The following is a 26,049-nucleotide window of genomic DNA, read 5'->3' as shown; positions in this document are numbered from 1 at the left end:
CGACGGCAATCAGCAGCGCCCAGGACATGGACCAGAGCGCCGGTTGACAGAGTATCCGGCATCCCACAGGCCGCGCGGTCATGGTATCTTGCCCGCCAACGGCATGCATCACCCGAACGGACGCCCCCGAATAGACGCCACGGATACCCTGATGGCAACTGATGAATCCTTTGAATCCTTCCAGCCCCGCAGACCTCGCCGACGGCGTGCGGGCCTGCTGCTCGTGGTACTCCTGGCATCACTGCCGGCCACGGCGGAGACCGTGCCGGAACCACTGCCACGCCAGCTGATCACCGTCGAAGCCGAGAATGATTTCTTCGTGGGTCAGGACGGTGGCTACACCAATGGTCTGCGCCTGAGCTGGACCAATCTGGATCGCGAACTGCCCGAATGGATGCAGAATGCCGCGCGGGCCTTTCCCCTCTTCCCGGACACGGACGAGGCCATTCTCTGGGGCACCAGCCTGATCCAGACCATCTTCACCCCGGAAAGCATCACCGACCCGCAGATGCCCCCGGACGACCGCCCTTACGCGGGCTGGCTGGGGCTCGGTTTTCACATGGCCAGCGTGCAACGGCGCCGCATGGATCGGCTCACGCTGGCCGTGGGCGTGGTCGGGCCGGCCTCGGGAGCCCGGCGCACCCAGACCTTCATTCATGAAGTCCTAGGCTCGGATCGCCCGGTGGGCTGGGAAACCCAGTTGCCCAATGAGGCCGGCCTGCTCCTGGCCTACGACAATGCCCTTCGCATGAACCGCGGCCCGACCGGCAATGGCCGCTACGAGTGGGAGTTCACGCCCAGCGCCGGCTTCGTGCTGGGCAATATCATCACCGAAGGCCGCGTCGGCTTCTACCATCGCATTGGCCGGAATATCCCCCGGGATTTCGGCCCACCACGCATCTCGGCCGCACCCAATGGCAGCGGCCTGTTTCGGCCATTGGCGGATCGTGGCTGGTACGCCTTCTGGGGCATGGATCTGCGCTACGTCGTCCACAACATCTTTCTGGATGGCAGCCTGATTCAGGAAACCCCCAGTGTCGACAGCCGCCCCTGGGTTGGCGAGATCTTTGGTGGTGGAGCCTTGCAGTGGGGACGGAACCGCCTGACCTACACCTCGGTCGCCCGCAGCCGTGAGTTCGACAGCCAGGATCTTTTCGAGCTTTATGGCGCGGTCAGCTACAGTCGTCTCTTCTGAGCCGACATCGTTTTGTTACGCCTGAACTTGGCGCCAAGGTTCGATCAACCCAAACGCGACAAAGCATATCGCTGTCTCGATACCTTTCAAGCCACTCGTCCCTTAAGCGCGACCACTCAGCTGGGGCCGACCGACCCCCGCTTAGCCCGGAACCGGCAATTAGCGTAGACTTGATGCAATTTCACAGACGCGAGCAAACGATTTTGACCAGCCAGACCGGGCCAAGCCAGCGATTTTCCATATTCCCGCGCATCACCGCCAGTCTGTTGCTGCCCCTGCTTCTGCTTTCCACCATGACCGCGGCTGACATCCCGGAAGTCGACGCCGAACTGGAAAAGCGGCTGGATCAGTACATCAGCCTGTTCTCCGCCACGGCGGAAGAGCGTGCCGAGGTACTGGAGGCAATCATCGGCGACATGGGCTCTGATACCCCGGTGGCCACCCGGGTGCGAGCCCTGGGTTACCGAATGCTCGACTCGGCAACGGCTGAGGACAATGAGCGCGCAGTGGCCATGCAGGACGAACTGCTGACACTGGCCCGTCGCAGCGGACAGACAGATACCCTGGCCGAGGCCAAGGCCTTTCAGATCGAACTGCTCTGGCGGATGGATGACAGCAAGGAAGCCATGGTGCACGTCCCGCGCCTGGAAACACTGCTGCCGGACGTCCGCTCACCCCGAATCCGTTACTACGCCCACACGCTCACCGCGCGGCTATTGCGCTCGCACAGCCAGTACGAGGAAGCACTGTCGCATTTTCTCGCGGCCTATGACGCCGTTCGGGAAACCGATGATGAACGCACTCAGGTACGGCGGCAGTTCCTCAACTACCAGATTGCCCAGTTGCAGGCCGAATTGAGGAATTTCGATCAGGCCCTGCAGATGGCCGAACGCGGCATCCGGGAGATGCAGGAACTCGATTATCAGATGTACCTTCCTGAGTTCTTTCTGCTCAAGGGCTACATCTTCGGCCAGATGGAAGATCATGAAGCCTCCATCGGCGTTCATGAGGAAGCCATTCAATGGGCTGAACGCCTGGATCGTCCGGGCATTGTTCTCACCAGCCTGAACAACATCGGCTCCGCCCAGATTCAGATGCAAGACTATTCAGCCGCCACGCAGACGCTGGAACGTGCTCTGGACATGGCCCTGGAACTGGAAAATGAATCCACTCGCCCCCTGCTCGAATTCAATCTGGCCTATCTGGCGATCATGCAGGGCGCCGGCAGTGAATCGATTGCCGACATGGAAGCGGCCCGCAGCGAACTGGAAGCCTTCTACGGTCAGGCAGACATGGCCGACCTGCTCGGCTATGTGGCCGATGCTTACCGGGCGGCCGGCTACCTCGACGAAGCCATTGATACCCTGATCGAACAACGGGACATGAATGCCGAGCTGTTCCAGTCGGAACGGGACAAGAGCCTGAACGAACTGCAGATCCGTTACGAAACCCGGGAACAGGCCACGCAGATCGAACTGCTGGAACAACGCAATGAGCTGCAGGAACGGGTCATTGAAAACAGCCGCCTGCAACAACGCATCACCATCCTGTTCGTGGCCGTGGTCGTTCTGAGCCTGATCCTGCTCTGGCAGGCCTACCGGGCCGCCCGCCGGGCCAACCTGCGCCTGACCGTGGCCAACCGCAAGCTTGAGTATCAATCCGTCCACGATACCCTCACCGGCCTGCTCAACCGTCGATCCTTCCAGAAGGAAATGCAGAAGCGCGGGCGCAGCGGAATCGAGCGCCGGGCCCAGGCCCATCCCGACGCCCTGCTGTTGCTGGACGTGGACTACTTCAAACGCATCAATGATCGACACGGCCATGCCGGCGGAGACGTCGTGCTCAAGGAACTGGCACGGCGGCTGAAATCAGTCACGCGCGAATCCGACATGGTGATTCGCTGGGGCGGCGAGGAGATTTTGCTGTTTCTGCGCAACATGAGCCCCGATGCCCTGCCCGACCATGTGCAGAAGATGCTGAACGTGATCGCTGAAGAGCCGATCATCTACGATGATCGCCGCATACAGGTTACCGCCACCGGCGGTTTCATCCAGCTACCGTTTGCCGGCGTCCCCGAAGACGACATCGACTGGGAAAAGGCCCTGCACATCGCCGACATGGCCCTCTACATCGGCAAGACCCACGGCCGAAACAGGGCCATCGGCATCCTCGGTCTAAACTGCCCCTACGAGACAATTCGAGATCAGCTGAGCAACGACCTGGCCGCGGCCGTGGAGCAGAGCCAGGTCGATCACATGACCATCACTGGGCCTTCCCAATCACACAAGGCCCAAACCCCGATGGATCAGACCGATCACGACTCCTCTCCACGCAGATAGGCCAGGGCCATGGCGGTCATGACCCGAACGCCCACGTCCAGGCGGCTGTCATCAATATGGAACTCCGGCGTGTGGTGATCGGGGGCCTCTTCCCGGGAGACATTCGCCGGCCGGCCACCCAGGCGCAGGTACAGGCCCGGTACTTCCCGCGAGAAGAAGGAAAAATCCTCCGCGCCGGTCACCGGCAGGGCCTCGCGAACATTTTCGGCACCAATCACGGATTCCAGTACCGGGCGCATGGCGCGGGTCAGACCGGGATCATTCATGGTGACCGGGTAATGGATGGACATGGGAATCTCCACCTCGGCCGTGGCGCCCATGGACTCGGCCGTCTTCGTGGCAATGGTTCGGACCCGTTCCTTTATGACCAGGCGGGCCTCCGGGTCCAGGGCGCGGATGGTGCCGATCATCTCCACTTCCTCCGGGATGATGTTGGAGCGCACCCCGCCGCGAATGCGGCCAATGGTCACCACCGCCGGATGCTCGACCACATTGTGATTGCGGCTGACCACCGTCTGCAGGGAATTGATGATCTGGGCCGATGTCACGATCGGGTCCACGCTCTGCCAGGGATAGGCACCGTGAGACTGCTTGCCCTTCACGGTGATACGAAAATCATCCACGCTGGCCCACATGCCGCCTTCGCGGATCTCGACCGTGCCCAGTTCCTGGGTGGAGATGATGTGCAGGGCAAACACCGCGTCCACGTCCGGGTTCTTGAGCACGCCCTCCTTCACCATCAGCTCGGCACCGCCCTCCTCGCCTTCCGGCGGGCCTTCCTCGGCGGGCTGGAAGATGAACTTCACCGTGCCGGGGATCTGCTCGCGATGGGCCGCCATGACTTCGGCCACGCCCATGAGAATGGCCATATGCGCGTCATGACCGCAGGCATGGCTCACCGGCACTTCCTCGCCATTGAACTCACCCGTGACCGAGGGCGAGAACGGCAGATCCACTCTTGAGGGCACTGGCAGGGCGTCCATATCCGCCCGCAGCCCGACCACCGGGCCGTCCCGCTCGCCACGCAGAATGCCCACCACACCGGTATGGGCCACACCGGTCTGTACCTCCATGCCCAGGGCGTTCAGATGCTCGGCAATCTTGGCGGCCGTCTCGAACTCTCGATTGGAAAGCTCGGGAAACTCGTGAAAATGCCGGCGCCACTCGATCACCTGCGGATTGATGGCCTCGATCATGGCCAGCATGTCCTCACCAAGAATGTCCAGACCCGCCTCGGTCCGGGCATCCGTCCGCTCGTCAGCCTGAAGATCGGGCGCCTCTCCGGCGTCCATCTCCGTGGCGTCATCGCAAGCCAACACCAGCAGCGCGATCACCATCAACAACATTGCCAAAAGCATCCGATTCATCGTTCCTCTCCATCCGCCACTTGATCAATGCCAGACATAGTGACCTGCTCCCGCGGACAGTTCAATCCGATTTCATGCAGCGTCCTGAGCGCCTCATCCCACGCCGAGCGGTCATTTCAGGGAAAAAAGCATCAGGAGCGAACGGCATCATTTCCCGGGTCAAACGGCCTGCTGTTTCCCAATTGCGCTCGAGCCGCACTGCTATGCTCGGAAATGACAAGGGAAAAGCCCGCCGCATGGAGGAGCGGAAATGCGCCGATGGCTGACGGCTAACAAGCCACCAGGGGGATGGATCCAGGGCGGAGGATCAAATACCAGGCAGCTGATGATCAGTGGCCTGGGCGGCATTGTTGTGCTCCTGATTCTGGCTCTTGGCGCAAGCTGGGGTCTGCTGGAGACGAAATCAGCCCTGCGTGCCTACGCCACCAGCGAGAGCCATTGGTCCAAGGGCAAGGAAGATGCCTTGCATGCGCTGAGTGTTTACGCCAGGACCGGGGAGCCCGAAATGCTGGAACAGGCACGGGAAGCGATTGCGGGCCCGGCGGGTTACATGCAGGCCCGCCTGAGCCTGGAGCGGGAACCCGTTGATCTTGAGCGCGCCTGGCAGGGCTTCGAACAAGGCGGCAGCCATGAAGATGATATCCCCCGCCTGATCTGGATGTTTCGTTACTTTCAGAACGTTTCCCATTTTCGCCAGGCCGCGTCCATCTGGCGTGCCACCGATGAACACATCCTGTATCTGGAAGCCCTGAGTCAACCGCCACAGACCGCAGCCGCCGCCGAAGAGCGACAGGCCGAAATTCTTGCCAGCCTTGGCGAGACCCGACAAGTGCTGCGCGAAAAGGAAACAGCCTTTCTCCGAACACTGGGCCAGGTAGACCGGGAAGTGACCCGCAGCCTGTTCATTACTGTCGCACTGGCTCTGTTGCTGGTGGCCCTGATCACCATGATGCTCTTCCGCTGGGCGGCCAGACGCCTGAGTGACTCGGAACAGGAGCTTCGGGCAACACTGGAACATGCCGGCGTCGGCATGGCCATCGTGGATGATCGCGGCATCATTCGATATGTGAATAGTCGCCTGTGTGACATTCTTGACTACCCTTCCACCATGCTGGTGGATTCCCGGCTCTCTTCGATGCCCGGCAATCGAGAGGAGCCGATCGATATCGGGATCGTTCGGGATCAATACGATTCATCCAGCAATCGAAGCATCGTGGAGCGCCAGCATCTTCGCAATGATGACTCGCCGATGTGGTTGCGCTTCACTTTCAGTCTGACGGAAAAGAATCAGCATGGCCCTTATGTTCTGGTGGTGGAAGACACTTCCGAAGAACGCAGCCAGGTGGAAGCGCTCGCCCATGAAGCCACTCACGATGCCCTGACCGGCCTGCTAAACCGGCGGGCCTTTTCTCGTCGTCTTGATCAGACCATTGCCAGCGCTCATGATGACCAGACACGTCATGTGCTTTGCTTCATTGACCTGGATGGTTTCAAGGCGATCAACGACACCTGCGGCCACCGGGCCGGTGATGTCTTTCTCATGAATATCTCCGATGTCATTCGCTCGAATCTGCGCGAGGGCGACATCCTTGCCCGCCTCGGTGGCGACGAATTCGCCATCATTCTCAGTCACTGCCCGCTGGATGCGGCCACCGGCATCGTGGAGAAACTTCGCCGCCACGTCGAGAACTTCCGTTTTCGCTGGGAGCTACGGCAATTTCACGTCACCGTCAGTGCCGGGCTGGTGGAGCTCGGGCCAAACAGTGGTGACGCCCTGGATATCCTTGATGCCGCCGACACGGCATGCTACGACGCGAAGAAGCAAGGCCGTAACCGAGTGGTCATCGTTACCCAGGGCGATGAACGGCTGACGAAGCCGTATCGCTAGGCGAGCGTTGGACAAGCGATTCCCATCCCGACACAATGCAGGCATGGAACAGTGTCCTTATTGCCAGACGGAAATTGACGACAGCGTCGTCGTCTGCCCCAAGTGTCGAGCCGAGAAAGGCTATGCCATGCGCAGCAATGGCTCGGTGCGACATCACCCCATGCCCCTGCTCTTCGTCGCCCTGCTGGTGCTGGCCAGCCTGGGCATTGGCGGCACCCTGATCTATACCGGGGTGCTGGGCCTGATGGAGGAAGCCGATGTCTGGGGCATTGTGGTGGTTCTGCTGGGCCTGCTGTTTCTCATTCTGGGCGGCATGGGGCTACGCCCCCAGCGGCCGAAATGGTTCCGTCCCTACCGCTGAGCCGCCCCATCCCGCAGGAACCGCCACCTGCCCCCAACACCGGCCTCACCAGGCTCAATCCACAGGAATGAAGCACTCGTTGTCGGTGCCGAAGCTGTAGCCGGGCTCCGGTCCGCCGGAGATCACGCAGATGCCCTCGTCCACCACGGCCGCACCCAGGCCGTGCCGGGCCGTGGGCATGACGGGCATGGATTCCCAGCGATCCAGGCCGATGTGATAGCGCTCGACTTCATCAAAGGTACGCGCCGCCCCTTCATCGAAGGTCTCGCCACCAAAGACATACACCCATTCGCCCAGGCGCTCGGCCGCCACGCCGCTGCGCCCGGTGGGCAACGGGGCACCCTCCGTCCAGCTATCGTCAGAAGGATCGTAGATCTCGGTTTCCGTCATGGTGAAATTGCGCCCGGCCCGGCCGGCGGTCACCACGACACGACCATCCACCGCCTTGGCCACATGATGATTGCGGGCAGTAGGCATGGGCGCGAGCCGCTCCCAGCTGTCCGTGGCCGGATCGTAGACCTCGTGAGTGCCGACCGAATCGTCCGGTGCATCGGTGGTGTGGCCCTCATGATCATGCTCGGCCGCATCGGCCACCGTGCCGCCGATGGTATGGATGCGCCCATCGAGGACCGCATAGGCCAGGGCCCCGCGGGGCGTGGGCATTGCCGTGCCCTCGCTCCAGGCATCGGCGGCGATGTCATAGATCCACACATGGCCGGCCGGATCAAAGGTGTTGTCGTAATAGCCACCCACCACGTAGAGCTTGCCATCCACGTGCACGAAGCCCGCGTGATGGGTGCCGCCCGGAATCGGCCCCAGGTTCTCCCACTCGCCCTCCACCGGCGACCAGGCGAACATGTCCGTGGCGGCCGGCGGGCGTTCATCGCTGTCCTCGTCCACTGGCGGCAGGAAGCCGCCAATCATGTACACCCGTTCACCATCGGTGGTCACACTCACTTCCGTGCGCGCCTCCGGCACCGCGCTCATGATCGCCCAGCTGCCGCTGGGGGCCGCCTCATCCCGCGGCCGTTCGTCGGTTTCCGTCTCCTCCGGCGCACACGCCAGTAACAGCGCCAACAGCAGCAATCCCGCCATTCCCTGCTTTACAGCCATGCTCCACCTCCTGAAGGCACTCAGGTACATCGAGTGCCGTTAGCGTTATGATCAGCCACATGCATTGCCCCTGAACCATCAAGGGTAGATGCTTCAGGTGCGGCTGCAAGGCAGGCCGCGTCCCCAAAGTGATCATGTGAGGTTTCAGATGACGCGTATGCAAGCCATCATCCAGGATCGCTACGGCTCTCCCGACCAGGTGCTGAGTTTGCGCGAGGTCGACATCCCGACACCGGCTTCGGATGAAGTGCTCGTGCGGGTGCGGGCCGCCTCGGTCAATCCCGATGTGTGGCATGCCGTCACCGGCTACCCCCGCCTCATGCGAATCATGGGTGCCGGATTGAGAAGACAGAAACAAGCGATTCCCGGTCTGGACATGGCCGGGGAAGTGACGGCGGTGGGAAACGAGGTGACGGAGTTCCGGCCCGGGGATGCGGTGTTCGGCGAAACCCATGACCGGATTCAATGGGTCAATGGCGGCGCCTACGCGGAATACGTCTGCGTGCCTCAGCACGTATTGGCCCTCAAACCCGAAGGCATCACCTTCGAGAAGGCGGCATCGGTACCAACGGCCGGCACCATTGCCCTGGTCAACCTGCGCAAGCACCTATGGACAAAGCCGGGGCAGCGCATCGTGGTCAACGGTGCCGCCGGCGGCGTGGGCAGCATCGCCATTCAGTTGGCAAAGGCCAACGGCGCCTTTGTCATCGGCGTGGATCACCCAAGCAAACTCGACTACATGCGGTCGCTGGGTGCCGACAAGGTTATCGACTACACGCAAGACGATGTCACCGCGCTTGAACAGGACATCGACCTCATCATCGATGTTGCATCCACCCTTACGCTCTCAAGCGGCAAACGCATCCTCAGACCCGATGGATCGATCATCATCATCGGCCACGATCACTACGGAGAAAAAGGCCGCCGAACCCTGGGCGGCATACCGTATTTTCTCGGGCTCATGCTGTGGGCACGGTTCGACCGCCACCTGCCCTGGCCCGCCTTCGAGACAATGGAAAAGCGTGATGCCATGCACATCCTGCGTGACATGCTCGAGGCCGGCACATTGACGCCGATCGTGGCCAGGACCTTCCCCTTATCAGAGGCGCCCAAGGCAATCGAGTGCCTGCAATCAGGTCAGCTGAACGGCCGTATCATCATAGTGCCTTAAGACAAGATCATCGGCCGGCCGCTTCTTGTCAGCCGTTTCCCTGTAACAGGCCATGAATTTGCCGGGCACGGTCTTGCGCCAGTGCCCGGAATGACTCGGACAGGCGGGGCTCGTCGGCCAGGGCCTGCCAATAGGCTTCCGCCGCTTTCCCGGTGGCCTGCCAGAGCGACATGCCGTCTCCCAGCCGGGATGCGACAGGCATACGAAATGCCGGCTCGCGAATCTCTCCGCGCACCGGGGCAAGCGCCATGGGCAACATGTCATAGACCGGATGCAGCACAAAGCCATCATCAGCGGGCATCAGGCTGAGATTGCCGAGATGGCGATCCGAATTCTCGATCCAGGCACCGAACAGGTCCAGCCAGCGAATTCTTTCCAGCGAATCCGAATCCAGCCACCCGGCCTCGTGCAGTTGCTGTGCCGACTCCGTCCACGAACGTCGGCTGCCCACGAACTCGGCATCCACCGCTTCCAGCGACAGGTTCGGGCGCCGTCCACGGCTGCCCACGCGATCAAATCGCTCCACCTCGAGATAGATTCGCCCGTCAATGTCATACAGCCGAGCCGTGGCGGCCGCCAGATCGTGGGCACGAAGGCATTCAAGGGCATGCCATTCCGCCACCAGCAGATCCTGCCAGCGCCGCACCTCGCTACTGTCGCCGGCCGGGGAGAACTTCACCAGCACATGACCGATGTCGGGAACAAACGCCGCAAACTTCGGCTGCTCGCCCCCCGCCGACGAGCCCGGCTCTCCCTCGCCGAGGATCCTTTCAACCAGCGCCGGATAATCCCTCGCCCGAGCCGCCACGGGCGACGGCCGGCGCCGCTCAAAACGCGCCAGGGCTTCGTCGCCCAGCAACAGATTACCGGGCACATCATCACCGTAACTCAGTAGAAAACGCGCTACCGTATCGGCATCCCACTGGCGGGGATCACCCGGCCAGGCAAAGCGATCCGCCAGCCAGCGACCAATCTCCCGGCCAAGAAAGCCCTGGGGACGAAGATCCTGGAGAAAATACGGCAGATCGTCATAGGCACCTCGGCCGTCTTCCCCGAGCAGCCACGCCGATTGATCGCCCGCTTCCAGGTAAAAGCCGTTCGGGGCGACGCCATGCAGGGTGGCCAGATGCGTCACCCGACCCGCCTCGTCCACGGCGTACAGTGGCTGCGCGCTCCCCGCCCCGGCATAGCCCCGCCGGGCAGCGTAACGGGTACGGGGCCCGGCCCCCGACCGCAAAACGGCCGCCCCGGCCCGGCGCAGACGCCGCGACAGGGTCGGCTGGCTCAGACCCAGCGCCTCGCACAGCGCCGCCGCCCGCATCCAGCCCCGCCGTTCCAGGACAGCAAGCACTGCCTCCACACTGTCATTCCTTCGCGCCATGGAATCCCGAGAAAGTGAATAGATTAATGAATAGTTATTATAGATTATAAAGCGCTGTTTAAACTAACTTTATGGAGGTGTATAGAGGCATATGTGAATAGTTTTCTCCTTCCGGATCGAGCCCAAGCGGTGCCAGCGTCCCGACTCAAGCGGTTCAGGCATCAAGGCGCGGGCTTGCCCAGCAAGGCAAAGCCCTCTCGCCCGAGCAACTCGCCCCAGCGCCGATAGCCTTCCGCCGAAGGATGAAAGCCGTCCACACCGAACAGCGATTCCAGTGGTGCATCCGAATCCTCGGGCATGGGGGAATAGGCAACCGCCTCCATGGCCGACGCCCAGGCCGCCGCCGCCTCGCCCAGGCGAGCAGCGCGCAGGCCAAGCACCTGGCGCGTCGGGGAAGGAATCGCCGGAAAGCGGTTCATCGGCGGCACCGAGGCCAGCACCACCGGCACCGGCCCGCAGCGCTCGCGCAGTGATTCCAGCAGGCGAGTCAGATCCCGCCGCCAACGCCGCGGCCCGTGAAAGCGAAGGGTGTCATTCACCCCCAGAATGACCACAGCCAGATCGGCTTCAACCTCCTCAGCCGGCTCCAATAAACGCTTACGCAGCGAATGCGCCGTGGCCCCATTCTTTCCCAGCACCCGCCAGGCCACCGCACGGCCGCTCAGCGCCGCCACCGTCTCGGCCGTCCACCGCGCCACCGCCTGTTTCTGATCCGGCGCCCCCACCCCGGCCGCCGTCGACTCACCCAGCACCAGCAGCCGAAGCACCGGCGCCGCACCATCCACACGCCCGGAACGCGCACCCGGCGCCTCCCCCAAACGCGGCACGGTCAGGCGCAGGTAGGCACCCTGTAACAGGACCACCGGCAAAAGCAGCCAGCTGGCCAGTGCGGCAATCGAGTCTACAGATTTCACGGGCCACCGCCCTCGCTCGGCACGGCCACGAAGTGCGCTCGCTGAAGTCGCTGCTCGCCCGCCCAGCGGTAGGCCACCAGCTGCCCGCCCTTGGCAACGCTGTAATCCAGGCAGGCCACGTTCTCAGCCAGGGGCGAAGGCTCGCCCCACAGCCAGTAATGACCAAAGAACACCGGCGGCGCCTCGGCCGGATAACGCAGGCGTGGATAGTCTTCCGGAATCACTTCATCCGGCAACGCCTTCTTCAGCGACGGCGGCCCCATGGCCACCGCCGGCCAGCGATGGCCCGGGGCCACATCCCACCAGCACACCCTGGCCTCCCGGCGCAGATGGCCATCCTTGTCATGAAAGAAAGCATCACCAGGCAAGGCCCATTCCACGCCCTTCAGCACTTCCGACAGTGCCGCCCCGAGAGGCGAGGCCTCATCGAAAGCCTCCGGAAAGGCCATCGGCCAATCCAGACCATCGCGCACCCCACTGCCCTCGACCAGCGCCATCGCCTCCGGCGACCACGCCGCATGCACCACCCGCACCCCATCCAGCTCCAGCCAGAACGGCAAGCCCTGGAACCAGGCGATGTCATCCGCCAGCTGCCCGGCATGCCCTCGGTAAGACTCCAGCGTGGCCTGATGCTGGCGCAGGTTCTTCTCGCTATGAGGCCGCAGATGACAATCACCGCCGCGAGGATCCGGCGTGTGAAAGGCAATGGCATTGAACTCATGATTGCCCATCAGGCAGTGGGCCTGCCCGGCCTCCACCATGGCCCGCACCGTCGCCACCACCTCCCGCGACGCCGGCCCCCGGTCAATCAGATCCCCCACAAACACCGCCCGGCGCTCCGGGTGCCGCCAGACACCTCGCACACGCTGATACTCCATGGCCACCAGCAAGCGCTCCAGGGCATCCAGCTCACCATGCACATCACCAATCAGGTCATACATTCAAGGCACCTCTGATCAATCCAAGCCCCGACACCGCTCGCAAAGCCTGGCATTTTCACCCGGGGCTTGCGACCCTGTGCCGGAATCATCCGGCAATCGTGGAAAGCATCATGTCACTCGACTTCTTCCGAATCCGTGAACACACCGTACGCCGACTTCGGATCGTCTTCATCACCCTGATCATCGCCGCCCTCCTCGGCCTCGGCCTGCTCCTGCTGCTCGACTGGCTGGGCATCGTCAATCGCGATCACCCGGTGGTCTTTCTGCTGGTGGGCATGCTGATCGTGGCAGGCGCACTGGAATTCGGCCTGGAATCCCTGCGACAGGCCGGTCGCCACGAAGACGGCTGGTGGCGGCCCTAGGCACCATGATGGCCTGGCTCCTGAACCTGCGCCGCGAGATCGACTGGCAGATCAAGCAGGCCCTGACCTGGTCGCACCCGCCCCGCAAAACCCTCGCCCGCCTGAAGGACATTCACGACGAGCTGCCCGCCCCCGCCCGGGCGCGCCTCGACGCCCTGGCCCAGCGTTATGAGCTCAGCCACTGGGAACACATCTGCAACCCCCAGGAAATGCTCGAAAGCCTCTACGTCCTCGACCTGCTCGACCGCCACCTGCCCAACCCCGAACCGGGCCCCAACGCCCGGACCCTGGACATCGGCGCCAAGAGCTGGCCCTACCTGCCCGGCCTGTACGCCTGGCAGCCCACCGCCTGGACCGGCGTGGAACTCGACGCCCATCTGCGCTACATCGACCTCACCACCCGGCGCGCCCACGGCGAAGCCATGGCCCGAGCACACCCCGGCTGCCAATACCGCGCCGACAACGTCCTCCAACTGCAAGGGCAATTCCAGCTCATCACCTGGTTCCTGCCCTTCTTCACCCCCGAACCCCTGGCCCGCTGGGGGCTACCGCAACGCTTCTTCATGCCAGAGCGCCTGCTCAAGCACGTCTACGCCCAACTCGCCCCCAACGGCCAGCTCTTCATCACCCACCAAAGCGAAAAGGAAGCCAACGCCCAGGCCACTCTGCTCGATCAATGCAAGATCCAAACAGCCGAACGCCTGCACCTGGAAAGCCCCTTCGCCCCCGAACGAGGCCAGCACCCGGGCTGGCTCATCCACAAGGCAGCAGAGCACTAGCCCTCATCGCCGGCGGAGGCTTCTTCGGCTACAGCATTGGCAACCCGCGATGGAGCCGCCGTTTTACTACTGGGGAAGTTTGTTGAACTTTCCTATCGGAATCATGAATTGCACAAAGCGATGCAAGCCCGGATACTTTCCCCATGCTGGAGCACAACCCAATCGACTGGTACGATCAACGCGGTAAGAACGTTGCCGAACAATACAAGCGCTTGGAGTTCCCCGAAGTCCACAACTGGCTGCTCTACCTGCTGCCCAAACCGGAGGGCTCCGTCATCCTCGACATCGGCGCCGGCTCGGGTCGCGATGCCGTCTGGTTGGCAGAGCGCGGCCACGAGGTAGTTGCCGCCGAGCCCAGCCCGGCTTCGGGCAACCCCATGAGAGCACCTAGAACGGGTGTAAGATGCTAAGTATCTGATCCGTTAAATCTAGGGAAGGTCTGATCAATTACCGCTGAGACCACCCCTTCCGTTTGAATTCGCAGTTGGTGCCGAAAATAAGCATGATTCGGCTCCCACTCGGCCGGTTTACCGGCCATTCTTGCCGGAATCCAGGCCGAAACCCGGATTCCGGACACACTAATCCCCCGGAAGGGCCAATAAGCGTCGTCGCGCCATGAACAGATTGATGAGCGCGCAACTGGCAAAGACATGATTGGCGTTCTTCGTCAGGCCGCGATAGCGGACCTTGGTGAGCTGAAACACTCGCTTCATGATGTGGAAAGGATGCTCGACCTTCGCCCGCACCTTCGACTTGGTTCGATTGCGACCACGATCAACCTCACTCAGTGGCCGGTGTCGGCTCCCTTTCTTCTGGGTGAAGTCCTGGGCTCTCGGGGCCGCTTCTTTTAAGGTGGCTTTCTGCCCCGCGTACGCCGAGTCACCCCAGACCCGGGTTTCCTCTCCGTGAAGCAGATCACCAAGCAGCTGACTGTCATGGGTGTTGGCAGCAGTAGCCGCCACCGAATGAATCATCTTTGTCTTCGAATCCACACCAATGTGCGCCTTCATCCCGAAATACCACTGATTGCCCTTGCGAGTCTGATGCATCTCGGGATCGCGTTCCTTCTTCTTGTTCTTGGTCGAGCTCGGCGCATTGATGATGGTGGCATCGACGATCGTGCCTCGGCTCACTTTCAAGCCGTTTTCCTCCAAATACTGGCCCACGGCCCGGAACAGCTCGGCGCCCAGGTCGTTTTTCTCCATCATGTGCCGGAACTTGCACACCGTGGTCTCGTCCGGGGCCGGTTCCCGGCCCAGATCGATACCCACAAAATCCCGCATGGCATTGGAGTCGTACAGTGCTTCTTCCACACCTGGATCCGAGAGATTGAACCAGTGCTGAAGAAAATAGATCCGCAGCATGCGCTCCAGGCCAACCGGCCGTCGGCCCGGGCCTGTCGGAGCCGGGTAATAGGGCTCGATCACCGCCGCCAGCTCGTCCCAGGGCACCACCCGATCCATATCCGACAGAAACCGGGCTCGCCGTGTCTGTTTCTGGTATTTCTCGAATCCGGTGGCCGAAAGACTTTGCTGACGCACTGTGCGATCTCCTCTAAATGGACGGCTACAGGTAATTATCGCAAAATGGCCGAATTAATCAGAGGTTCCCTAATTCCGGATTGCGAACCAAACAATTGAGGCCTCGCGCCATAGACCCCCGATGGAATCTGGCAAATCCCCGACCCCGCCCTTCCTGGGAATTGACCTGGAGCGGTCGCTACCACGATTGATTACAGGGGCAGCGCTGACCGGTGGGGAACGGCGCTGGAAGATCATTGACCTGCCCCTGGATGGGTCACTGACCCTCGATGACGGGGATCTGGAGGCGGGTTTACGGGCCTTCATCCGGGCCTGGCGGGCGGCGAACCCGGGCCACTGCCCCATGTTCGGGCGGGTCTTGGGGTTTCGTTATTACCACAGCCCGGATCAGTACTGGGTGCTGGGTCTGGAGGGTCGATTCACCGGGCTCCGCCGGCATCAGGCGCCGGCTCGGATGAGCTTCTCGGTTGGTGGCCGGGCGCATCGGCCGGTTTCGATTGGTTAGGGAGGAAGTGAACAGGCGAAGTGTGGCCCGACCCCTGTGGGAGGGGCATTCCTGACCCAATCTGGTTTCGGTCTTGCCTGTCGCGACCGGGAGGTCGCTCCCACTGGGTGGTTAGGAGTTGGTTGAAGCGTCCTCTAGCACCCGGCGCTGGCGCTCGGTTGCGCGCTGCAGGACCTCTTTGTAGACCCTTTTCTTCTCGCGCGCGGACGCGTTCCGGATGAACTCCGAAAAGCGAGTCGATCTCAGCTTTTTCTGTTTCGATCTGGGCATCCTTCTGCTCTTGGTAATTTTAGCGCGGAAGCTCCAATCCATACTGGGCCAATTGGGCGTTGACTTCATCCCACGGCAGGCGTGAGTTGCCGAGCCGCATTCGGCGGTAGGCCTCCCGCGCCTGAACAGGGGTGATTCGCCCGGAATCAATCATGCGCTGGACACACCAGATTGTCCCGTGAATTTCGACACGCAGCGCATCGGCTGCCTGACGCAGGGCTCGGTCGCCAGTCAATAGTGTGCAGTTCTCTGTTTCCGCGAGCGTCAACGCAAGACAGTCATTGCGACTGGCTTTCGGATGATTGCCCACCAACTCTTCCGCTCGCTGAATCTGGTCACCACTGAGTTCGGCCAGGTTCAATCCCATACCCAGGAGCTCACCATGGTGGTCTGCCAGTTCTTCCTCGAACAGCAAGTCTGGCGTGGCTATCTCGTCTGGTAGGGACAGAAACTCCGCAACCACCCTGCCCTCGATCAGATCGATCAGGATATTCGCGTCACTGACCAGCAACATGAGTCATCAGCTTCCGTTGCTGGTGAAAGCTTGCCATGGACTGGCCGAGCAGCTCAGCCGCCTTGGATTCGCCGATCATTTGTTCCGAGAGGGCGCGATAGACCAGATGCTCGAACAGCACGGTCCGTTCCGGGGGATAGGGTTCGCCGGGTTCCTCTCGGCGCCAGCCGAACTTTGAGAAACGCTTCATCAGCCGGCTGAAATAGCTCCGGGTGATCACTTCACAATCCAGGGCACGGTAGAGCGCGGCCATCATGCTCAGGCCGAATTCCTGCTTGAGGAGCAGGAGCTCCTGGGCGTCGATGCGGGTTCTTTGCTCGCCCAGTCGGCCCCGGACCTGGCTTGCGGGAAGCAGGAAGGCACCGGCGAAGCGGTTGGCTGCCTTCTCCTCGTCCACCCCGGGCGGGAGATGGCCTTCCAGCAGGCGATGGCCAAGCTCGTGGGCCAAGGTGAATCGCTGGCGATCACCGGTCCAATGCTCCGAGACGACAATGACCGGGGTTCCGGCCACGGCGCCCGCAAGGCCATCGAACTTCTGGTCATGGTCAATCTCGGTGGTGATGACGATGATGCCGAACGCTTCCAGTACATCGATCAGGTCAGGGATGGGTGAATGGCCCAGTTGCCAGGCCTGTCGGACATGGTCGGCCACGCGCTCCACATCCGGCAGCGACTCTACGGCCGGCAGGGGCCTGGGGACTTCAAAACTCCTAATAGGCCGCTTGGGAAAGAAGGACAGCAACTCGGACCAGCGCTCGGCCTGTTCGATGACATCCTCCCGGATTTGGTCGAGGACTTTCTTCGGGGTGCTGGCCCGCTTGCGGTACTCCACATCGGCCAGCGAGATTCGTTGCTGACGGAAGAAATACTCGGTGCGCACGCCCAGCGCCTTGGCCAGCGCCAGGAGCTGGCGTGACCCGGGGGTGCGTAGGCCTTTTTCGTAATTTCTAATGGCGGTATGGCTGACACCACTGCGTGCGGCCAGCTCGCGAAGCGCCAGGCCTTTCCAGCGGCGTGCCCGCTCAATCCGTTCGCCCAGCATGAGCATCCCTCCTCTCGAATGTTTACAAGCTTAGCATTTTTACTTTCTATGTAAACGATGAAATATGCCCAGGTGTTTCCCGATCTCTGGGTAGGTGCTCAGCTGAGGCGCTTGGCCGCGATGGTCTGGACTCTGAGGCGATGCCCCGGTGCCTGGGGCGGGAGGACGCAGCGTTAGCGGGTGGTGCCGGTCTGGCCGTCGTGGACGCGGTAGAGAATGTGGGCCTTTTCGCCAGTGCTGGCCAGGGTGGCCTGGGTGCCGGTTTCGAATTCGGTGTGCTTGTTCATGGGGTGCTCCCTGCGTTCGACTGGATTGCCATGCAGAAAAGGGGGATGCACCCCACCGCTTCCCTGTCAGTGCCAAAGGCCCAACCGGGTGGAGTGCACCTCAGAATCCAGTATGGAGGCAGGTAGCGACAAACTATGTCGCAACCAAATGGGGTCGGGAATGGCCTTTATCCAATCCATTGGACCCTGCTGCGGACTTGACTCCCATTTTGGGAGTCGCTATGGTTGGACTAAACGAGCAGAGAAGAAAGGGGGACGCGTGCGGGTGATAGCGAAGCGCACGCTGCGGCGGTTCTGGGAGAAGCATCCCGATGCGGAGGGGCCGCTGAAGGCGTGGCATACGGAAGCCGAGGCCGCTCGCTGGCGGCAGCCTCAGGACATCAAGGATCGATACCGATCAGCCAGCTTCGTTGGCAACAACCGGGTTGTTTTCAACATTGGAGGCAACAAGTATCGCCTGGTTGTTCATGTGCGATATGACAATGGGATTGTATTCGTGCGGTTTATCGGTACCCACGCGGAATACGATCATATTGATGTGGAGACGGTGTAATGAATATCCGGCCTATTCACAATGAGCAGGACTATGAGGCGGCTTTGGCTCGGGTCGAGGCGCTGATGGATGCAGAGCCGGGTTCCGAGGAGGCCGACGAGCTGGATGTTCTGGCGACCCTGCTGGCGGCCTATGAGGCGCGTGTCCACCGAATTGATGCACCGGACCCGCTCAGCGCGATTCGCTTTCGCATGGAGCAGCAGGGCTTGACCCGGAAAGATCTGGAGCCGTACATCGGCCACAGTGGTCGGGTGGCGGAAGTGCTTAACGGCAAGCGCGGCCTCTCCCTTCAAATGATCCGCCGGCTGCATGCTGGCCTGGACATCCCCCTGGAGAGCCTCATCCAGCCGTTGGATGAGGCTTCCTGAATTACTCAAGCGATCGGCTGGCAGGTCGTTTAGCACGTTTACAGCGCCGCTGTTCTGCGGGCAATTGTGTCGGGGCAGGAATGCCCCTCTCACATCAGTGTTTATTGCGCGTCAGGACTGGCGGACGGGGTAGCAGGCTTCGCCCCAGTGTTCCTGGGCGTTGTCCATCATGATTTCGATGATGGCGGGGACAAGGTCGCCAGGGGTGCGCAGGCTAATGCACGCTGGCATCGCCGCAGCACTTCTTGTATTTCTTGCCACTGCCGCAGGGGCAGGGATCGTTGCGGCCGGGTTTGCTCTTTGCTCGGCGACCTTTTGATTTGGCTTCACGGGCCTGGTGGTGGCGAACATGGTTGCCGACGAAGGCGTAGCAGTCCATGGCGTCGGGCAGGGATTCCTGCAGTTCCTGGAGGTAGTCGGTGAAGGACATTTGTTCGTCCTGGCCCTCTTCAGCCAGGTAGTCTTCATGCAGCTCCTCCACGGCGGCCTTTTTCTCGAAGGCGGTCATGACCATCAGGGCGTAATAGAAGTCCTGGTGAAATTCTTGCGGCAGCTGGCGTTCCCATTCCGGGGCGACCACGCCCATGCCGTGGATGAAGCCGCGGGACCAGCGGCTCAGGGGGGCGTCGGCGGTGATGTTGTCTTCGGCCTTGTCTGAAAGAGGCACACCCGGGGGAAAGCCGGGTGCGTGTTCGCCCTGACTGTCCCTGGCCGTCCAGTAATACAGGCTGAGGAGGCGATCCATCAGGGCGTCCATGTCTTCCGGCTTGTGCACTTCCGGGGGCTCTTCACCCAGCAGGAAGGGCATCCAGGCTTCGGGGTCCATCTTGCCGGGGCCGTTGACGATGGCGAAGAGGAAGCCGGCGGCTTCCGGGTAGCCCTGAATCTCTGGCTGGTTGCTGTAACGCTTCAGGAGCGCGTCCAGCTGACCGGTGTTCTTCTCGTCGAGCGTGGGGATGTCGGTCATGGTGATTCCGTGCTGGCGGATGGGTCTGAGATGCCCTCATGATGCCAGAGTTGCCCGGGCATGGCCCGCCACGACGATCGCCTGAAGCTGGCTGTCTGCGTGACGCTAGTCCATGAGCAGGCCGTGCCGCTGGTGCCACGCCTCGAGTGATTCGTCCGGGTAGCCATCGAAATGGCGGTCATACTCGCCGTGGGGCACGGGCACCCAGGCGGGTTTGGAATCGAGCATCATGTGGATCCGTTCGGGTGGCTCGGGCAGCGGGGTGTCGATGGCCGAGGCGAAGGGGTGCATCAACTCGGGCCAGTTGGGGTCCTGAACCCAGAGCATGCTGCCGCAGTGGCGGCAAAAGCGGCGTTCGCCCTCGCTGCGCTGGCTGCGTGTGGGGTGGTTCATCCAGGCACGGTAGACGCTGATGTGCTCTTCCCCTTCGATGGACAGGCTGTTGGCATCGGCGTGCAGGTTGATGGCGAAGCCGCCACCGCCGACGAGCTTGCGGCAGATGCTGCAGTAGCAGTGCATGAAGGGATAGGGTGCGCGGGATTCGCAGGTAAACCGCACGGCACCGCAGTGACAGGAACCTTCCAGTTTCATGGCGCCCTCCCGAAGGTTTCGAGAATTCGGACCGCGAAATAGCGGCTGTTCGCGAGTTTCTGGCTGGCTTACCCATTATGAACCATGAATTACACCATGTCGGATGACCACCAATGAGTCATCTTCACGCGTCTTTTTGTCTAGCTCACTTGACATTTTCCTGAGGGCCGCCTACCTTTCAAATTGTAAAGCGCGCTTTACCTTTTGACTGGATAACTTAACGAGGATGAGAGCATGACACTGCAAACGAAAAAACGACGGGCCACGCTGACCTTTCTGGGGGCGATGGGCTTCTATGTGGTGGCCCTTTTGCTGGCCACCTGGCTGCAGGGCTCGGTACTGAGCGAGGGGGCGGGCCACACGCTGGTGGCACTGCTGCCGGTGGCGGCGGTACTGCTGCTGGTCTGGGCCAGTCTGCGGCTGTTCCTGTGCGGGGATGAACTGGAGCGGCGGGCGGCCGGTATTGCGGCGGTGGCCATTTTGACGGTGTTCTCGGCGGGCACCCTTTGCTGGGGCATTCTGGAAGCCATGGCCGGCCTGCCGGCGATCAACCCGGTCTGGTGGGGGGCGTTCTCCCTGGCGGGCTGGAGTGCGACTTACACCCTGGTATGGAAGCGCTACCAATGAAGAATCGACTCAAGGTACTGCGAGCGGAGCGGGACTGGACCCAGCAGACCCTGGCCGATGAGCTGGGTGTCAGTCGCCAGACCATCAACGCCATCGAGAAGGGCAAGTATGACCCGGCCCTGGATACGGCCTTCCGGATGGCCCGGCTGTTCGACTGCCGGATTGAGGATATCTTCGAGTATGAATCGTCCTAGCGCTGAACCGGCGCATGACGAATGCGGCGGGGCCGGCTAGAATGCCGGCCTCGCGCCTTTTATGGGAACCGAACGGGCGTGGCCGGCTCAAAAGGGATGAAACCGGCGTTGGCCTTTTTCTACCGCCCGCCGTGGCGAACACATTCGGGGATGCTTGATGACTGCACGGAATTACTTGCCCGCCCTCCTCCTGGCCCTGCCCTTGCTGCTGATCGGCCTGGCGGCCTGTTCGGACGCCAATGAAGGCGCCGATGGCCTGCCGGAGATGGTGGTCTACAAGACCGAAACCTGCGGTTGCTGCGAGGTCTGGGTGGATCACGTGAAGGACGCCGGCTTTGCCGTTACGGCCCATGACATCAGCCACCGGGAGCTGAACGAGAAGAAGCGCGAGGCGGGGCTGGATTTCGGTCTGGCCTCCTGCCACACGGCCTTCATTGACGGCTACGCCATCGAGGGTCATGTGCCGGCGGAGCAGATCATTCGCCTGCTGGAAGAACGCCCGGATGTAGCCGGCCTGACGGTGCCCGGCATGCCCATCGGTTCACCGGGCATGGAGCACGGCGACCGTTATGACCCCTACGACGTGCTGGCCTTCCAGCCGGATGGCAGCACCACGGTGTTTGCCAGTTATCACCGGGACTGAGCGCCGCTCAGGAATGAATTGAAGAAAGGGGCCCTGTGGCCCCTTTCTTTTTGCATCCTGCTTGATCGAGGTCAGCCGGAGAGACGCCGATGCAAGCCGCCGATCTGACGGATGCCATCGCCGTCGATTCCAGCTTCCTCCCCGAACTCCGGCCAGCGAGCGATGGCGTCATCGACGGTTCTCAGGATGTCCCGGGCGCGCGGGCGGGTGATGCGAAAACGCTCGGCCACCGTCAGGAGGTCGTCGCGGTGGAAGTCATCACGCTTGCCGTTGATGCTCATCTGGTGACGATGGGTCCACTGCCCCCGGGGGTTATAGGCCAGGGTGAGATCAAAGGCCGGGGACAGATGCCATCGGCCACGGCGGTCCATCAAGAAGGCGATGTTGCGGGTGTGGTCATCCTGATTGCGGGCCAGGACATTGAAGGCCATGCGCCGGAACTGTTCTTCAATGGCATCCTTGCCCATGCCCAACTGCTCAATGACCTGGAAGGCCTGTTCATAACCATGGGCACCGGCTTCGTTGTAATCCAGGTGAGCCATGCCGCAGAGGGAGAGCATGTGCAGGCGGCCACCGTTCTCGCTGCGATCAAAACGGCGGGTCATGAAATGGTGGCGGCCGTTCTCCTGCAGCAGACGGCACTCACTCATTTCAATTCCGGCGGCACGGGCCATGCGGTAATAGGCGTATTCGATCAGGCCATAGCCCTGGGGGTCGGCCAGGGCCTCGCGATCACGATTGTGACTGATGCCGTCGAACTTGAGCAGCCAGTGCTCGAAACCTTCCGGCACATCGATCTGGCCGGAACGAATTTCATTGGTCCGGGAGTTCCAGGCAATGATGGCCTTGGCCCGGGCCCCACCGGCGGAGACCCCTACCTGCAGAATATCGTTCATGGCCTCACGGTGTTCGGCCTCGTCCAGACCCAGTTCGGTGCTGAAATCTTCCCGCTCCGCCAGGATGTCGTTGGCCAGGGCCACGAGGGCGGCGAGATCGATGGGCTGGGCCTTGCGCACCCGGCTTTCGGGCGGCCGAAACTCGAGCGCGCCCATGGCGCGGCGGCCGATATAAAGCAGACGATCTACGGGGCTGAAATCCGCTGGTGAACGCCCTTCCCGCGCCAGCCAGGCATCAATGACTCGGTGGCCGAAGCGATCTGGCAGGTGATCGGCAAGCAGACCGGGCAAACCATGAAAGGTCTCGCGTGCCAGTTCCGGGAAGCGGTAGATCAGCGGCTGTGTGCCGGGCTTGAGGGGCATGGTCAGCGGCGCGATCTCAATGCCGCTGCCCTGAAACGCCGGGGTGTATTCAAAGGCACCGATGGCCCGCTCGGCATCCCAGCTTACCGCACCGATCTGTGCACCCCAGAGCCAGACTTCGGCAGCACGACCGCTCATTGGTCCTCCTCATCCGGCCAGCGCCAGCCGGAGGAATCGGCCACGCCCTTCGCTACCGGCTCGGCGTCCGGCCGGGCCCGCTGTCGCTCCTGTCCCCGGCGTTCGGCCAAGGCCAGCGGACTGGGCAGCGGTTCGGGTAGGAAGGCATCCAGGCGGTCCAGCAGGTCCAGGGCGCGCAGGATGCGAATCAGGCTGTGGCTGTCCACGGCATGGCCGTTCTCCAGACGCGAGACGGTGCGCCGGGCCACGCCGGCCTCACGGGCCACCATGGCTTGAGTCAGGTTCCGGTTCAGGCGATGGCGGGCCAGGCGCTCGCCGAGGGTACCAAGCACACCCTCGTCACTCAGAGACTTCCAATCCACTGTGCGCATGATGTGTCTCACAACGATCAATTCATGACCTAATTGTAACTCATCCTGCGCATTATTTCACTCATATAATGCGCGCTTAATTGATCGATATAATCTTTTTGTACCAACAAGGAGACTCTAAATGCGCACTATATAGTGCTAAATGATCAGAAGCGGCGGAACAGGCGCCCCAGGCCGCGCCCGGTCAGGCGGCCGGCGGCGCGGCGGCCGATGCGGCGCCCTACCCGGCCGCGCTTGACGGCGTTCACGTCGCCGAGCAGTCGCGCCAGCCAATACAGCAGGCCACGGGTCTTGTTGATGGACATGGCAGACTCCTTCCGTGAAGCCCGGTCAGCGCCCGGGCATGACATCAATGCGTTCAGGCCCATCCTCCGGTAGAACGCCGGGCAAGGCAATCGGCTCGTGAGCCTGGCGGGCCCGATTGTTACGCCAAGCTCTTGCGATCGCTTAGCGCCGCCAATCGGACGCCCTGCCTTGAGCTATAGTCTTCATTATCCCGGCCATTGCGACAGCCGTTGTCGCGGCCGCTTGGCATGGTTCACAATCACTGACGATAAACTGCCGCCACGCCGGACTTACGGGCCGGGCGGAAAATCCGGAAGGAGCCGGACATCATGAGCCAAGACGTTGCCAAGACCGCCCTGCGTTACATCCGCACTCTGGAACGCCTGCCCCGCTGGCCCTACAAGACCACCGCCGGGGAACTGCGGGATCGCCTGGAGGATGAAGGCTTCAACATCTCCAAGCGCTCGGTGGAGCGGGATCTCAATACCTTCATCGAGTACTTCCCCGTCACCCATGACGACGGCCGGCCGCGCGGCTGGTCCTGGGCCAGGGATGCCCGCCTGATCGAGCTGCCCAGCATGAGCCCGGCCACGGCCCTGGCCTTTCTCATGCTGAACGAGTTCTCCCGCCCGCTGTTGCCCAACAACATGCGCAGCTTTCTCGACCAGCACCTGGACCGGGCACGGCATGTGCTGGAGGAGATCCGCGATCGCGAACCCGGCATGAGCGAGTGGTCGGAGCTGGTGGCCATTGCCCCGCGCAGCCAGCCGCTGCTGCCGCCGCGGGGCGATGAGAACGCCATTCGCGTGGCCTACGATGCCCTGCTCAAGGGTGTGCGCTTCCAGGCCGTTTACCACGCCGCCTCCAAGGGGGGCGAAGGCCGTGAATACCGCATCAATCCACTCGGCCTGATTCTGCGCGATCACCTACTGTACCTGGCCTGCACCCTCGCGGATTACGAGGACGTGCGACTGCTGGCCCTGCACCGCATGGAAGAAGCCGAGTTGATTGATGAGACGGCCTGGCGGCCGAAGGGTTTCGATCTGCACGGCTATGTGCGTTCGGGTGTCATCGACATTGTGGAAGGCCCGGAGATCGAACTGGTGGCCGATTTCGATGCCCAGGCGGCACAACATCTGAAGGAGACGCCGCTGAGCAAGCAGCAGACACTGGAAGAACTGGACGGGGAGCGCATTCGCGTCACCGCCACGGTTCAGAACACCAAACAGTTGCGCTGGTGGCTGCAGGGCTTTGCAGCCGCGGTTGAGGTCATCAAGCCTCAGTCACTGCGCGAGGAAATGGCGGCCGGTGCCCGGGCCCTGGCCGCCCGTTATGAATGAAGCAAAAAATGGGAGGGAACATGAAATACCATCCACGTACCTTCAGCTGCGTGCTGATCACCCTGCTGGCCGTTGCCCTGGCCGGTTGCAATGCCGCGACCACGAACGGCGGGCCCGACACCGTCACGGTCACCGGCTCGGCCGAACGCCAACAGATGCCCGACTACTACCAGGTACATCTTCTGCTGGTGGAACGTGGCGAGGACGGCACCGCCCTGGCCGGGCCGCTGGAGAACCGCCTCGATCGCATCATGGCGATTGCACGCGACTACGGCCTTGCGGATGAGGATATCCGCGCCTGGGAGGTGCAGCTGCGCCAGGAGAGCCACTGGGATCGTGAACAGCAGCGCCGGGTGCTTGGCGAGATGCGCCTGTCCCGGGAAGTGCGCCTGAACGTGGATGCCGATCTGGATGTGGGCGCCCTGCTCGGTGACCTGCTGGTCTCGGGGGCCGGCGAGCTGCAGCGCGTGCAGTCGCGTCTGCAGGATCCCCGCGCCATCCAGCAGGCGCTGCTGGCCGAAGCCACCGCCGATGCCCGCCAGCGGGCCGCCGCCATCGCCCGTGGTGATGAACGTGAGCTGGGCCGTCTCATCCGGGCCGAAGAGGCCAGCGGCTTCGAGCGCTTGATGGTCACCGGCTCTCGCATGGAGCAGGCAGATACCGCCATCCGTTTCGAGCCCGAACCCATTTCCCTGAGTGCAACCGTGAACGCGACTTTCAAAATGGGGAACTGAGTTCAGACG

29 protein-coding genes are annotated in these 26,049 nt (G+C 62.2%); 16 read left to right on the top strand and 13 right to left on the bottom strand.

The window, feature by feature from the left end; translation table 11 throughout:
* Positions 1 to 151: 151 nt before the first annotated feature.
* The gene (locus RBH19_RS03860; protein ID WP_306727499.1) at positions 152 to 1,195 is read left to right on the top strand and encodes a lipid A deacylase LpxR family protein; all 1,044 of its coding nucleotides are present in this window, start codon (positions 152 to 154) and stop codon (positions 1,193 to 1,195) included.
* A 203-nt stretch (positions 1,196 to 1,398) separates the two neighbouring features.
* Positions 1,399 to 3,534, top strand: coding sequence for a tetratricopeptide repeat-containing diguanylate cyclase (locus tag RBH19_RS03855; protein ID WP_306727498.1), 2,136 nt, complete (start codon positions 1,399 to 1,401; stop codon positions 3,532 to 3,534).
* Here RBH19_RS03855 and RBH19_RS03850 read toward each other — a convergent pair.
* Positions 3,510 to 4,901, bottom strand: coding sequence for an amidohydrolase (locus RBH19_RS03850; RefSeq protein ID WP_306727497.1), 1,392 nt, complete (start codon positions 4,899 to 4,901; stop codon positions 3,510 to 3,512). The genes RBH19_RS03855 and RBH19_RS03850 overlap by 25 nt on opposite strands.
* Before the next feature lie 250 nt (positions 4,902 to 5,151).
* Here RBH19_RS03850 and RBH19_RS03845 point away from each other — a divergent pair, with 250 nt between their 5' ends.
* Positions 5,152 to 6,789, top strand: coding sequence for a sensor domain-containing diguanylate cyclase (locus tag RBH19_RS03845; RefSeq protein ID WP_306727496.1), 1,638 nt, complete (start codon positions 5,152 to 5,154; stop codon positions 6,787 to 6,789).
* 43 nt (positions 6,790 to 6,832) lie between these two features.
* A complete protein-coding gene (locus RBH19_RS03840) occupies positions 6,833 to 7,150 on the top strand; it encodes a hypothetical protein (protein WP_306727495.1) in 318 nt (105 codons plus the stop codon).
* Between the two features lie 54 nt (positions 7,151 to 7,204).
* Here the strand turns inward: RBH19_RS03840 and RBH19_RS03835 are convergent, their stop codons facing one another.
* Positions 7,205 to 8,263, bottom strand: a complete 1,059-nt coding sequence (locus tag RBH19_RS03835; protein WP_306727494.1) for a Kelch repeat-containing protein — start codon at positions 8,261 to 8,263, stop codon at positions 7,205 to 7,207.
* Positions 8,264 to 8,411: 148 nt separating this feature from the next.
* Here RBH19_RS03835 and RBH19_RS03830 point away from each other — a divergent pair, with 148 nt between their 5' ends.
* Entirely contained in the window at positions 8,412 to 9,434 is a 1,023-nt protein-coding gene (locus RBH19_RS03830) for an NAD(P)-dependent alcohol dehydrogenase (protein ID WP_306727493.1), read from the top strand.
* 28 nt (positions 9,435 to 9,462) lie between these two features.
* Here the strand turns inward: RBH19_RS03830 and yjjJ are convergent, their stop codons facing one another.
* The 3 genes from yjjJ to RBH19_RS03815 form a co-directional block, all read right to left on the bottom strand.
* Positions 9,463 to 10,815, bottom strand: a complete 1,353-nt coding sequence (gene yjjJ, locus RBH19_RS03825) for a type II toxin-antitoxin system HipA family toxin YjjJ (protein WP_306727492.1) — start codon at positions 10,813 to 10,815, stop codon at positions 9,463 to 9,465.
* Positions 10,816 to 10,976: 161 nt separating this feature from the next.
* Positions 10,977 to 11,729 (bottom strand): SGNH/GDSL hydrolase family protein, encoded by a 753-nt coding sequence (locus RBH19_RS03820; RefSeq protein ID WP_306727491.1) that lies wholly within the window; start codon positions 11,727 to 11,729, stop codon positions 10,977 to 10,979.
* On the bottom strand, positions 11,726 to 12,670 hold the full coding sequence (locus tag RBH19_RS03815; protein ID WP_306727490.1) for a metallophosphoesterase: 945 nt from the start codon (positions 12,668 to 12,670) through the stop codon (positions 11,726 to 11,728). The genes RBH19_RS03820 and RBH19_RS03815 overlap by 4 nt, the downstream gene beginning before the upstream one ends.
* 110 nt (positions 12,671 to 12,780) lie before the next feature.
* On the opposite strand from RBH19_RS03815, the gene RBH19_RS03810 reads away from it, so the two are divergent.
* From RBH19_RS03810 to RBH19_RS03800, 3 genes are all read left to right on the top strand, one after another.
* Entirely contained in the window at positions 12,781 to 13,032 is a 252-nt protein-coding gene (locus RBH19_RS03810) for a hypothetical protein (RefSeq protein ID WP_306727489.1), read from the top strand.
* Positions 13,020 to 13,811, top strand: a complete 792-nt coding sequence (locus RBH19_RS03805; RefSeq protein ID WP_306727488.1) for a hypothetical protein — start codon at positions 13,020 to 13,022, stop codon at positions 13,809 to 13,811. The genes RBH19_RS03810 and RBH19_RS03805 overlap by 13 nt, the downstream gene beginning before the upstream one ends.
* A 143-nt stretch (positions 13,812 to 13,954) precedes the next feature.
* Positions 13,955 to 14,221 (top strand): class I SAM-dependent methyltransferase, encoded by a 267-nt coding sequence (locus RBH19_RS03800; protein ID WP_306727487.1) that lies wholly within the window; start codon positions 13,955 to 13,957, stop codon positions 14,219 to 14,221.
* A gap of 168 nt (positions 14,222 to 14,389) precedes the next feature.
* Here the strand turns inward: RBH19_RS03800 and RBH19_RS03795 are convergent, their stop codons facing one another.
* Entirely contained in the window at positions 14,390 to 15,352 is a 963-nt protein-coding gene (locus tag RBH19_RS03795; protein ID WP_306727486.1) for an IS5 family transposase, read from the bottom strand.
* Between the two features lie 187 nt (positions 15,353 to 15,539).
* On the opposite strand from RBH19_RS03795, the gene RBH19_RS03790 reads away from it, so the two are divergent.
* The gene (locus RBH19_RS03790) at positions 15,540 to 15,857 is read left to right on the top strand and encodes a hypothetical protein (protein ID WP_306727485.1); all 318 of its coding nucleotides are present in this window, start codon (positions 15,540 to 15,542) and stop codon (positions 15,855 to 15,857) included.
* A gap of 289 nt (positions 15,858 to 16,146) precedes the next feature.
* Here RBH19_RS03790 and RBH19_RS03785 read toward each other — a convergent pair whose 3' ends face one another.
* Together RBH19_RS03785 and RBH19_RS03780 are read right to left on the bottom strand one after the other, a co-directional pair.
* The gene (locus RBH19_RS03785) at positions 16,147 to 16,641 is read right to left on the bottom strand and encodes a PIN domain-containing protein (RefSeq protein WP_306727484.1); all 495 of its coding nucleotides are present in this window, start codon (positions 16,639 to 16,641) and stop codon (positions 16,147 to 16,149) included.
* Positions 16,625 to 17,683: a helix-turn-helix domain-containing protein gene (locus RBH19_RS03780; RefSeq protein ID WP_306727483.1), complete on the bottom strand. Its 1,059-nt coding sequence runs from the start codon at positions 17,681 to 17,683 to the stop codon at positions 16,625 to 16,627. Before RBH19_RS03780 ends, RBH19_RS03785 begins: the two co-directional genes overlap by 17 nt.
* Positions 17,684 to 18,229: 546 nt before the next feature.
* Here RBH19_RS03780 and RBH19_RS03775 point away from each other — a divergent pair.
* Positions 18,230 to 18,523: a type II toxin-antitoxin system HigB family toxin gene (locus RBH19_RS03775; protein ID WP_306727482.1), complete on the top strand. Its 294-nt coding sequence runs from the start codon at positions 18,230 to 18,232 to the stop codon at positions 18,521 to 18,523.
* The gene (locus tag RBH19_RS03770) at positions 18,523 to 18,891 is read left to right on the top strand and encodes a helix-turn-helix domain-containing protein (protein ID WP_306727481.1); all 369 of its coding nucleotides are present in this window, start codon (positions 18,523 to 18,525) and stop codon (positions 18,889 to 18,891) included. The genes RBH19_RS03775 and RBH19_RS03770 overlap by 1 nt, the downstream gene beginning before the upstream one ends.
* Before the next feature lie 214 nt (positions 18,892 to 19,105).
* Here RBH19_RS03770 and RBH19_RS03765 read toward each other — a convergent pair whose 3' ends face one another.
* Together RBH19_RS03765 and RBH19_RS03760 are read right to left on the bottom strand one after the other, a co-directional pair.
* Positions 19,106 to 19,858, bottom strand: a complete 753-nt coding sequence (locus tag RBH19_RS03765; RefSeq protein ID WP_306727480.1) for a UPF0149 family protein — start codon at positions 19,856 to 19,858, stop codon at positions 19,106 to 19,108.
* 105 nt (positions 19,859 to 19,963) lie between these two features.
* Complete coding sequence (locus RBH19_RS03760; protein WP_306727479.1) at positions 19,964 to 20,449, bottom strand: GFA family protein; 486 nt, start codon at positions 20,447 to 20,449, stop codon at positions 19,964 to 19,966.
* A gap of 234 nt (positions 20,450 to 20,683) precedes the next feature.
* Here RBH19_RS03760 and RBH19_RS03755 point away from each other — a divergent pair, with 234 nt between their 5' ends.
* From RBH19_RS03755 to RBH19_RS03745, 3 genes are all read left to right on the top strand, one after another.
* Entirely contained in the window at positions 20,684 to 21,076 is a 393-nt protein-coding gene (locus RBH19_RS03755; protein ID WP_306727478.1) for a hypothetical protein, read from the top strand.
* Positions 21,073 to 21,270, top strand: a complete 198-nt coding sequence (locus RBH19_RS03750; RefSeq protein WP_306727477.1) for a helix-turn-helix transcriptional regulator — start codon at positions 21,073 to 21,075, stop codon at positions 21,268 to 21,270. The genes RBH19_RS03755 and RBH19_RS03750 overlap by 4 nt, the downstream gene beginning before the upstream one ends.
* 157 nt (positions 21,271 to 21,427) lie before the next feature.
* A complete protein-coding gene (locus tag RBH19_RS03745; protein ID WP_306727476.1) occupies positions 21,428 to 21,913 on the top strand; it encodes a DUF411 domain-containing protein in 486 nt (161 codons plus the stop codon).
* 71 nt (positions 21,914 to 21,984) lie between these two features.
* Here the strand turns inward: RBH19_RS03745 and RBH19_RS03740 are convergent, their stop codons facing one another.
* The 3 genes from RBH19_RS03740 to RBH19_RS03730 form a co-directional block, all read right to left on the bottom strand.
* Positions 21,985 to 23,310: a type II toxin-antitoxin system HipA family toxin gene (locus tag RBH19_RS03740; RefSeq protein ID WP_306727475.1), complete on the bottom strand. Its 1,326-nt coding sequence runs from the start codon at positions 23,308 to 23,310 to the stop codon at positions 21,985 to 21,987.
* Entirely contained in the window at positions 23,307 to 23,681 is a 375-nt protein-coding gene (locus RBH19_RS03735; protein ID WP_306727474.1) for a helix-turn-helix transcriptional regulator, read from the bottom strand. Before RBH19_RS03735 ends, RBH19_RS03740 begins: the two co-directional genes overlap by 4 nt.
* Before the next feature lie 146 nt (positions 23,682 to 23,827).
* Complete coding sequence (locus RBH19_RS03730) at positions 23,828 to 23,986, bottom strand: hypothetical protein (protein WP_306727473.1); 159 nt, start codon at positions 23,984 to 23,986, stop codon at positions 23,828 to 23,830.
* A 309-nt stretch (positions 23,987 to 24,295) separates the two neighbouring features.
* On the opposite strand from RBH19_RS03730, the gene RBH19_RS03725 reads away from it, so the two are divergent.
* Together RBH19_RS03725 and RBH19_RS03720 are read left to right on the top strand one after the other, a co-directional pair.
* Entirely contained in the window at positions 24,296 to 25,306 is a 1,011-nt protein-coding gene (locus RBH19_RS03725; RefSeq protein ID WP_306727472.1) for a helix-turn-helix transcriptional regulator, read from the top strand.
* Between the two features lie 20 nt (positions 25,307 to 25,326).
* Positions 25,327 to 26,040, top strand: coding sequence for an SIMPL domain-containing protein (locus RBH19_RS03720; protein WP_306727471.1), 714 nt, complete (start codon positions 25,327 to 25,329; stop codon positions 26,038 to 26,040).
* Positions 26,041 to 26,049 lie beyond the last annotated feature (9 nt).

Origin of the sequence: Natronospira bacteriovora (assembly GCF_030848495.1) — a bacterium.
Lineage (GTDB): Bacteria > Pseudomonadota > Gammaproteobacteria > Natronospirales > Natronospiraceae > Natronospira > Natronospira bacteriovora.
Note: the sequence above shows the minus strand (reverse complement) of the source record. Positions and strands in the feature narration are given on the sequence as shown.

Coding starts and splice junctions, on each gene's coding strand:
- RBH19_RS03860 (WP_306727499.1), top strand. CDS start 152: ATGGCAACTGATGAATCCTTTGAATCCTTCCAGCCCCGCAGACCTCGC.
- RBH19_RS03850 (WP_306727497.1), bottom strand. CDS start 4,901: ATGAATCGGATGCTTTTGGCAATGTTGTTGATGGTGATCGCGCTGCTG.
- RBH19_RS03845 (WP_306727496.1), top strand. CDS start 5,152: ATGCGCCGATGGCTGACGGCTAACAAGCCACCAGGGGGATGGATCCAG.
- RBH19_RS03840 (WP_306727495.1), top strand. CDS start 6,833: ATGGAACAGTGTCCTTATTGCCAGACGGAAATTGACGACAGCGTCGTC.
- RBH19_RS03835 (WP_306727494.1), bottom strand. CDS start 8,263: ATGGCTGTAAAGCAGGGAATGGCGGGATTGCTGCTGTTGGCGCTGTTA.
- RBH19_RS03830 (WP_306727493.1), top strand. CDS start 8,412: ATGACGCGTATGCAAGCCATCATCCAGGATCGCTACGGCTCTCCCGAC.
- yjjJ (WP_306727492.1), bottom strand. CDS start 10,815: ATGGCGCGAAGGAATGACAGTGTGGAGGCAGTGCTTGCTGTCCTGGAA.
- RBH19_RS03815 (WP_306727490.1), bottom strand. CDS start 12,670: ATGTATGACCTGATTGGTGATGTGCATGGTGAGCTGGATGCCCTGGAG.
- RBH19_RS03810 (WP_306727489.1), top strand. CDS start 12,781: ATGTCACTCGACTTCTTCCGAATCCGTGAACACACCGTACGCCGACTT.
- RBH19_RS03800 (WP_306727487.1), top strand. CDS start 13,955: ATGCTGGAGCACAACCCAATCGACTGGTACGATCAACGCGGTAAGAAC.
- RBH19_RS03785 (WP_306727484.1), bottom strand. CDS start 16,641: ATGTTGCTGGTCAGTGACGCGAATATCCTGATCGATCTGATCGAGGGC.
- RBH19_RS03780 (WP_306727483.1), bottom strand. CDS start 17,683: ATGCTGGGCGAACGGATTGAGCGGGCACGCCGCTGGAAAGGCCTGGCG.
- RBH19_RS03770 (WP_306727481.1), top strand. CDS start 18,523: ATGAATATCCGGCCTATTCACAATGAGCAGGACTATGAGGCGGCTTTG.
- RBH19_RS03765 (WP_306727480.1), bottom strand. CDS start 19,858: ATGACCGACATCCCCACGCTCGACGAGAAGAACACCGGTCAGCTGGAC.
- RBH19_RS03760 (WP_306727479.1), bottom strand. CDS start 20,449: ATGAAACTGGAAGGTTCCTGTCACTGCGGTGCCGTGCGGTTTACCTGC.
- RBH19_RS03755 (WP_306727478.1), top strand. CDS start 20,684: ATGACACTGCAAACGAAAAAACGACGGGCCACGCTGACCTTTCTGGGG.
- RBH19_RS03750 (WP_306727477.1), top strand. CDS start 21,073: ATGAAGAATCGACTCAAGGTACTGCGAGCGGAGCGGGACTGGACCCAG.
- RBH19_RS03745 (WP_306727476.1), top strand. CDS start 21,428: ATGACTGCACGGAATTACTTGCCCGCCCTCCTCCTGGCCCTGCCCTTG.
- RBH19_RS03740 (WP_306727475.1), bottom strand. CDS start 23,310: ATGAGCGGTCGTGCTGCCGAAGTCTGGCTCTGGGGTGCACAGATCGGT.
- RBH19_RS03735 (WP_306727474.1), bottom strand. CDS start 23,681: ATGCGCACAGTGGATTGGAAGTCTCTGAGTGACGAGGGTGTGCTTGGT.
- RBH19_RS03730 (WP_306727473.1), bottom strand. CDS start 23,986: ATGTCCATCAACAAGACCCGTGGCCTGCTGTATTGGCTGGCGCGACTG.
- RBH19_RS03725 (WP_306727472.1), top strand. CDS start 24,296: ATGAGCCAAGACGTTGCCAAGACCGCCCTGCGTTACATCCGCACTCTG.
- RBH19_RS03720 (WP_306727471.1), top strand. CDS start 25,327: ATGAAATACCATCCACGTACCTTCAGCTGCGTGCTGATCACCCTGCTG.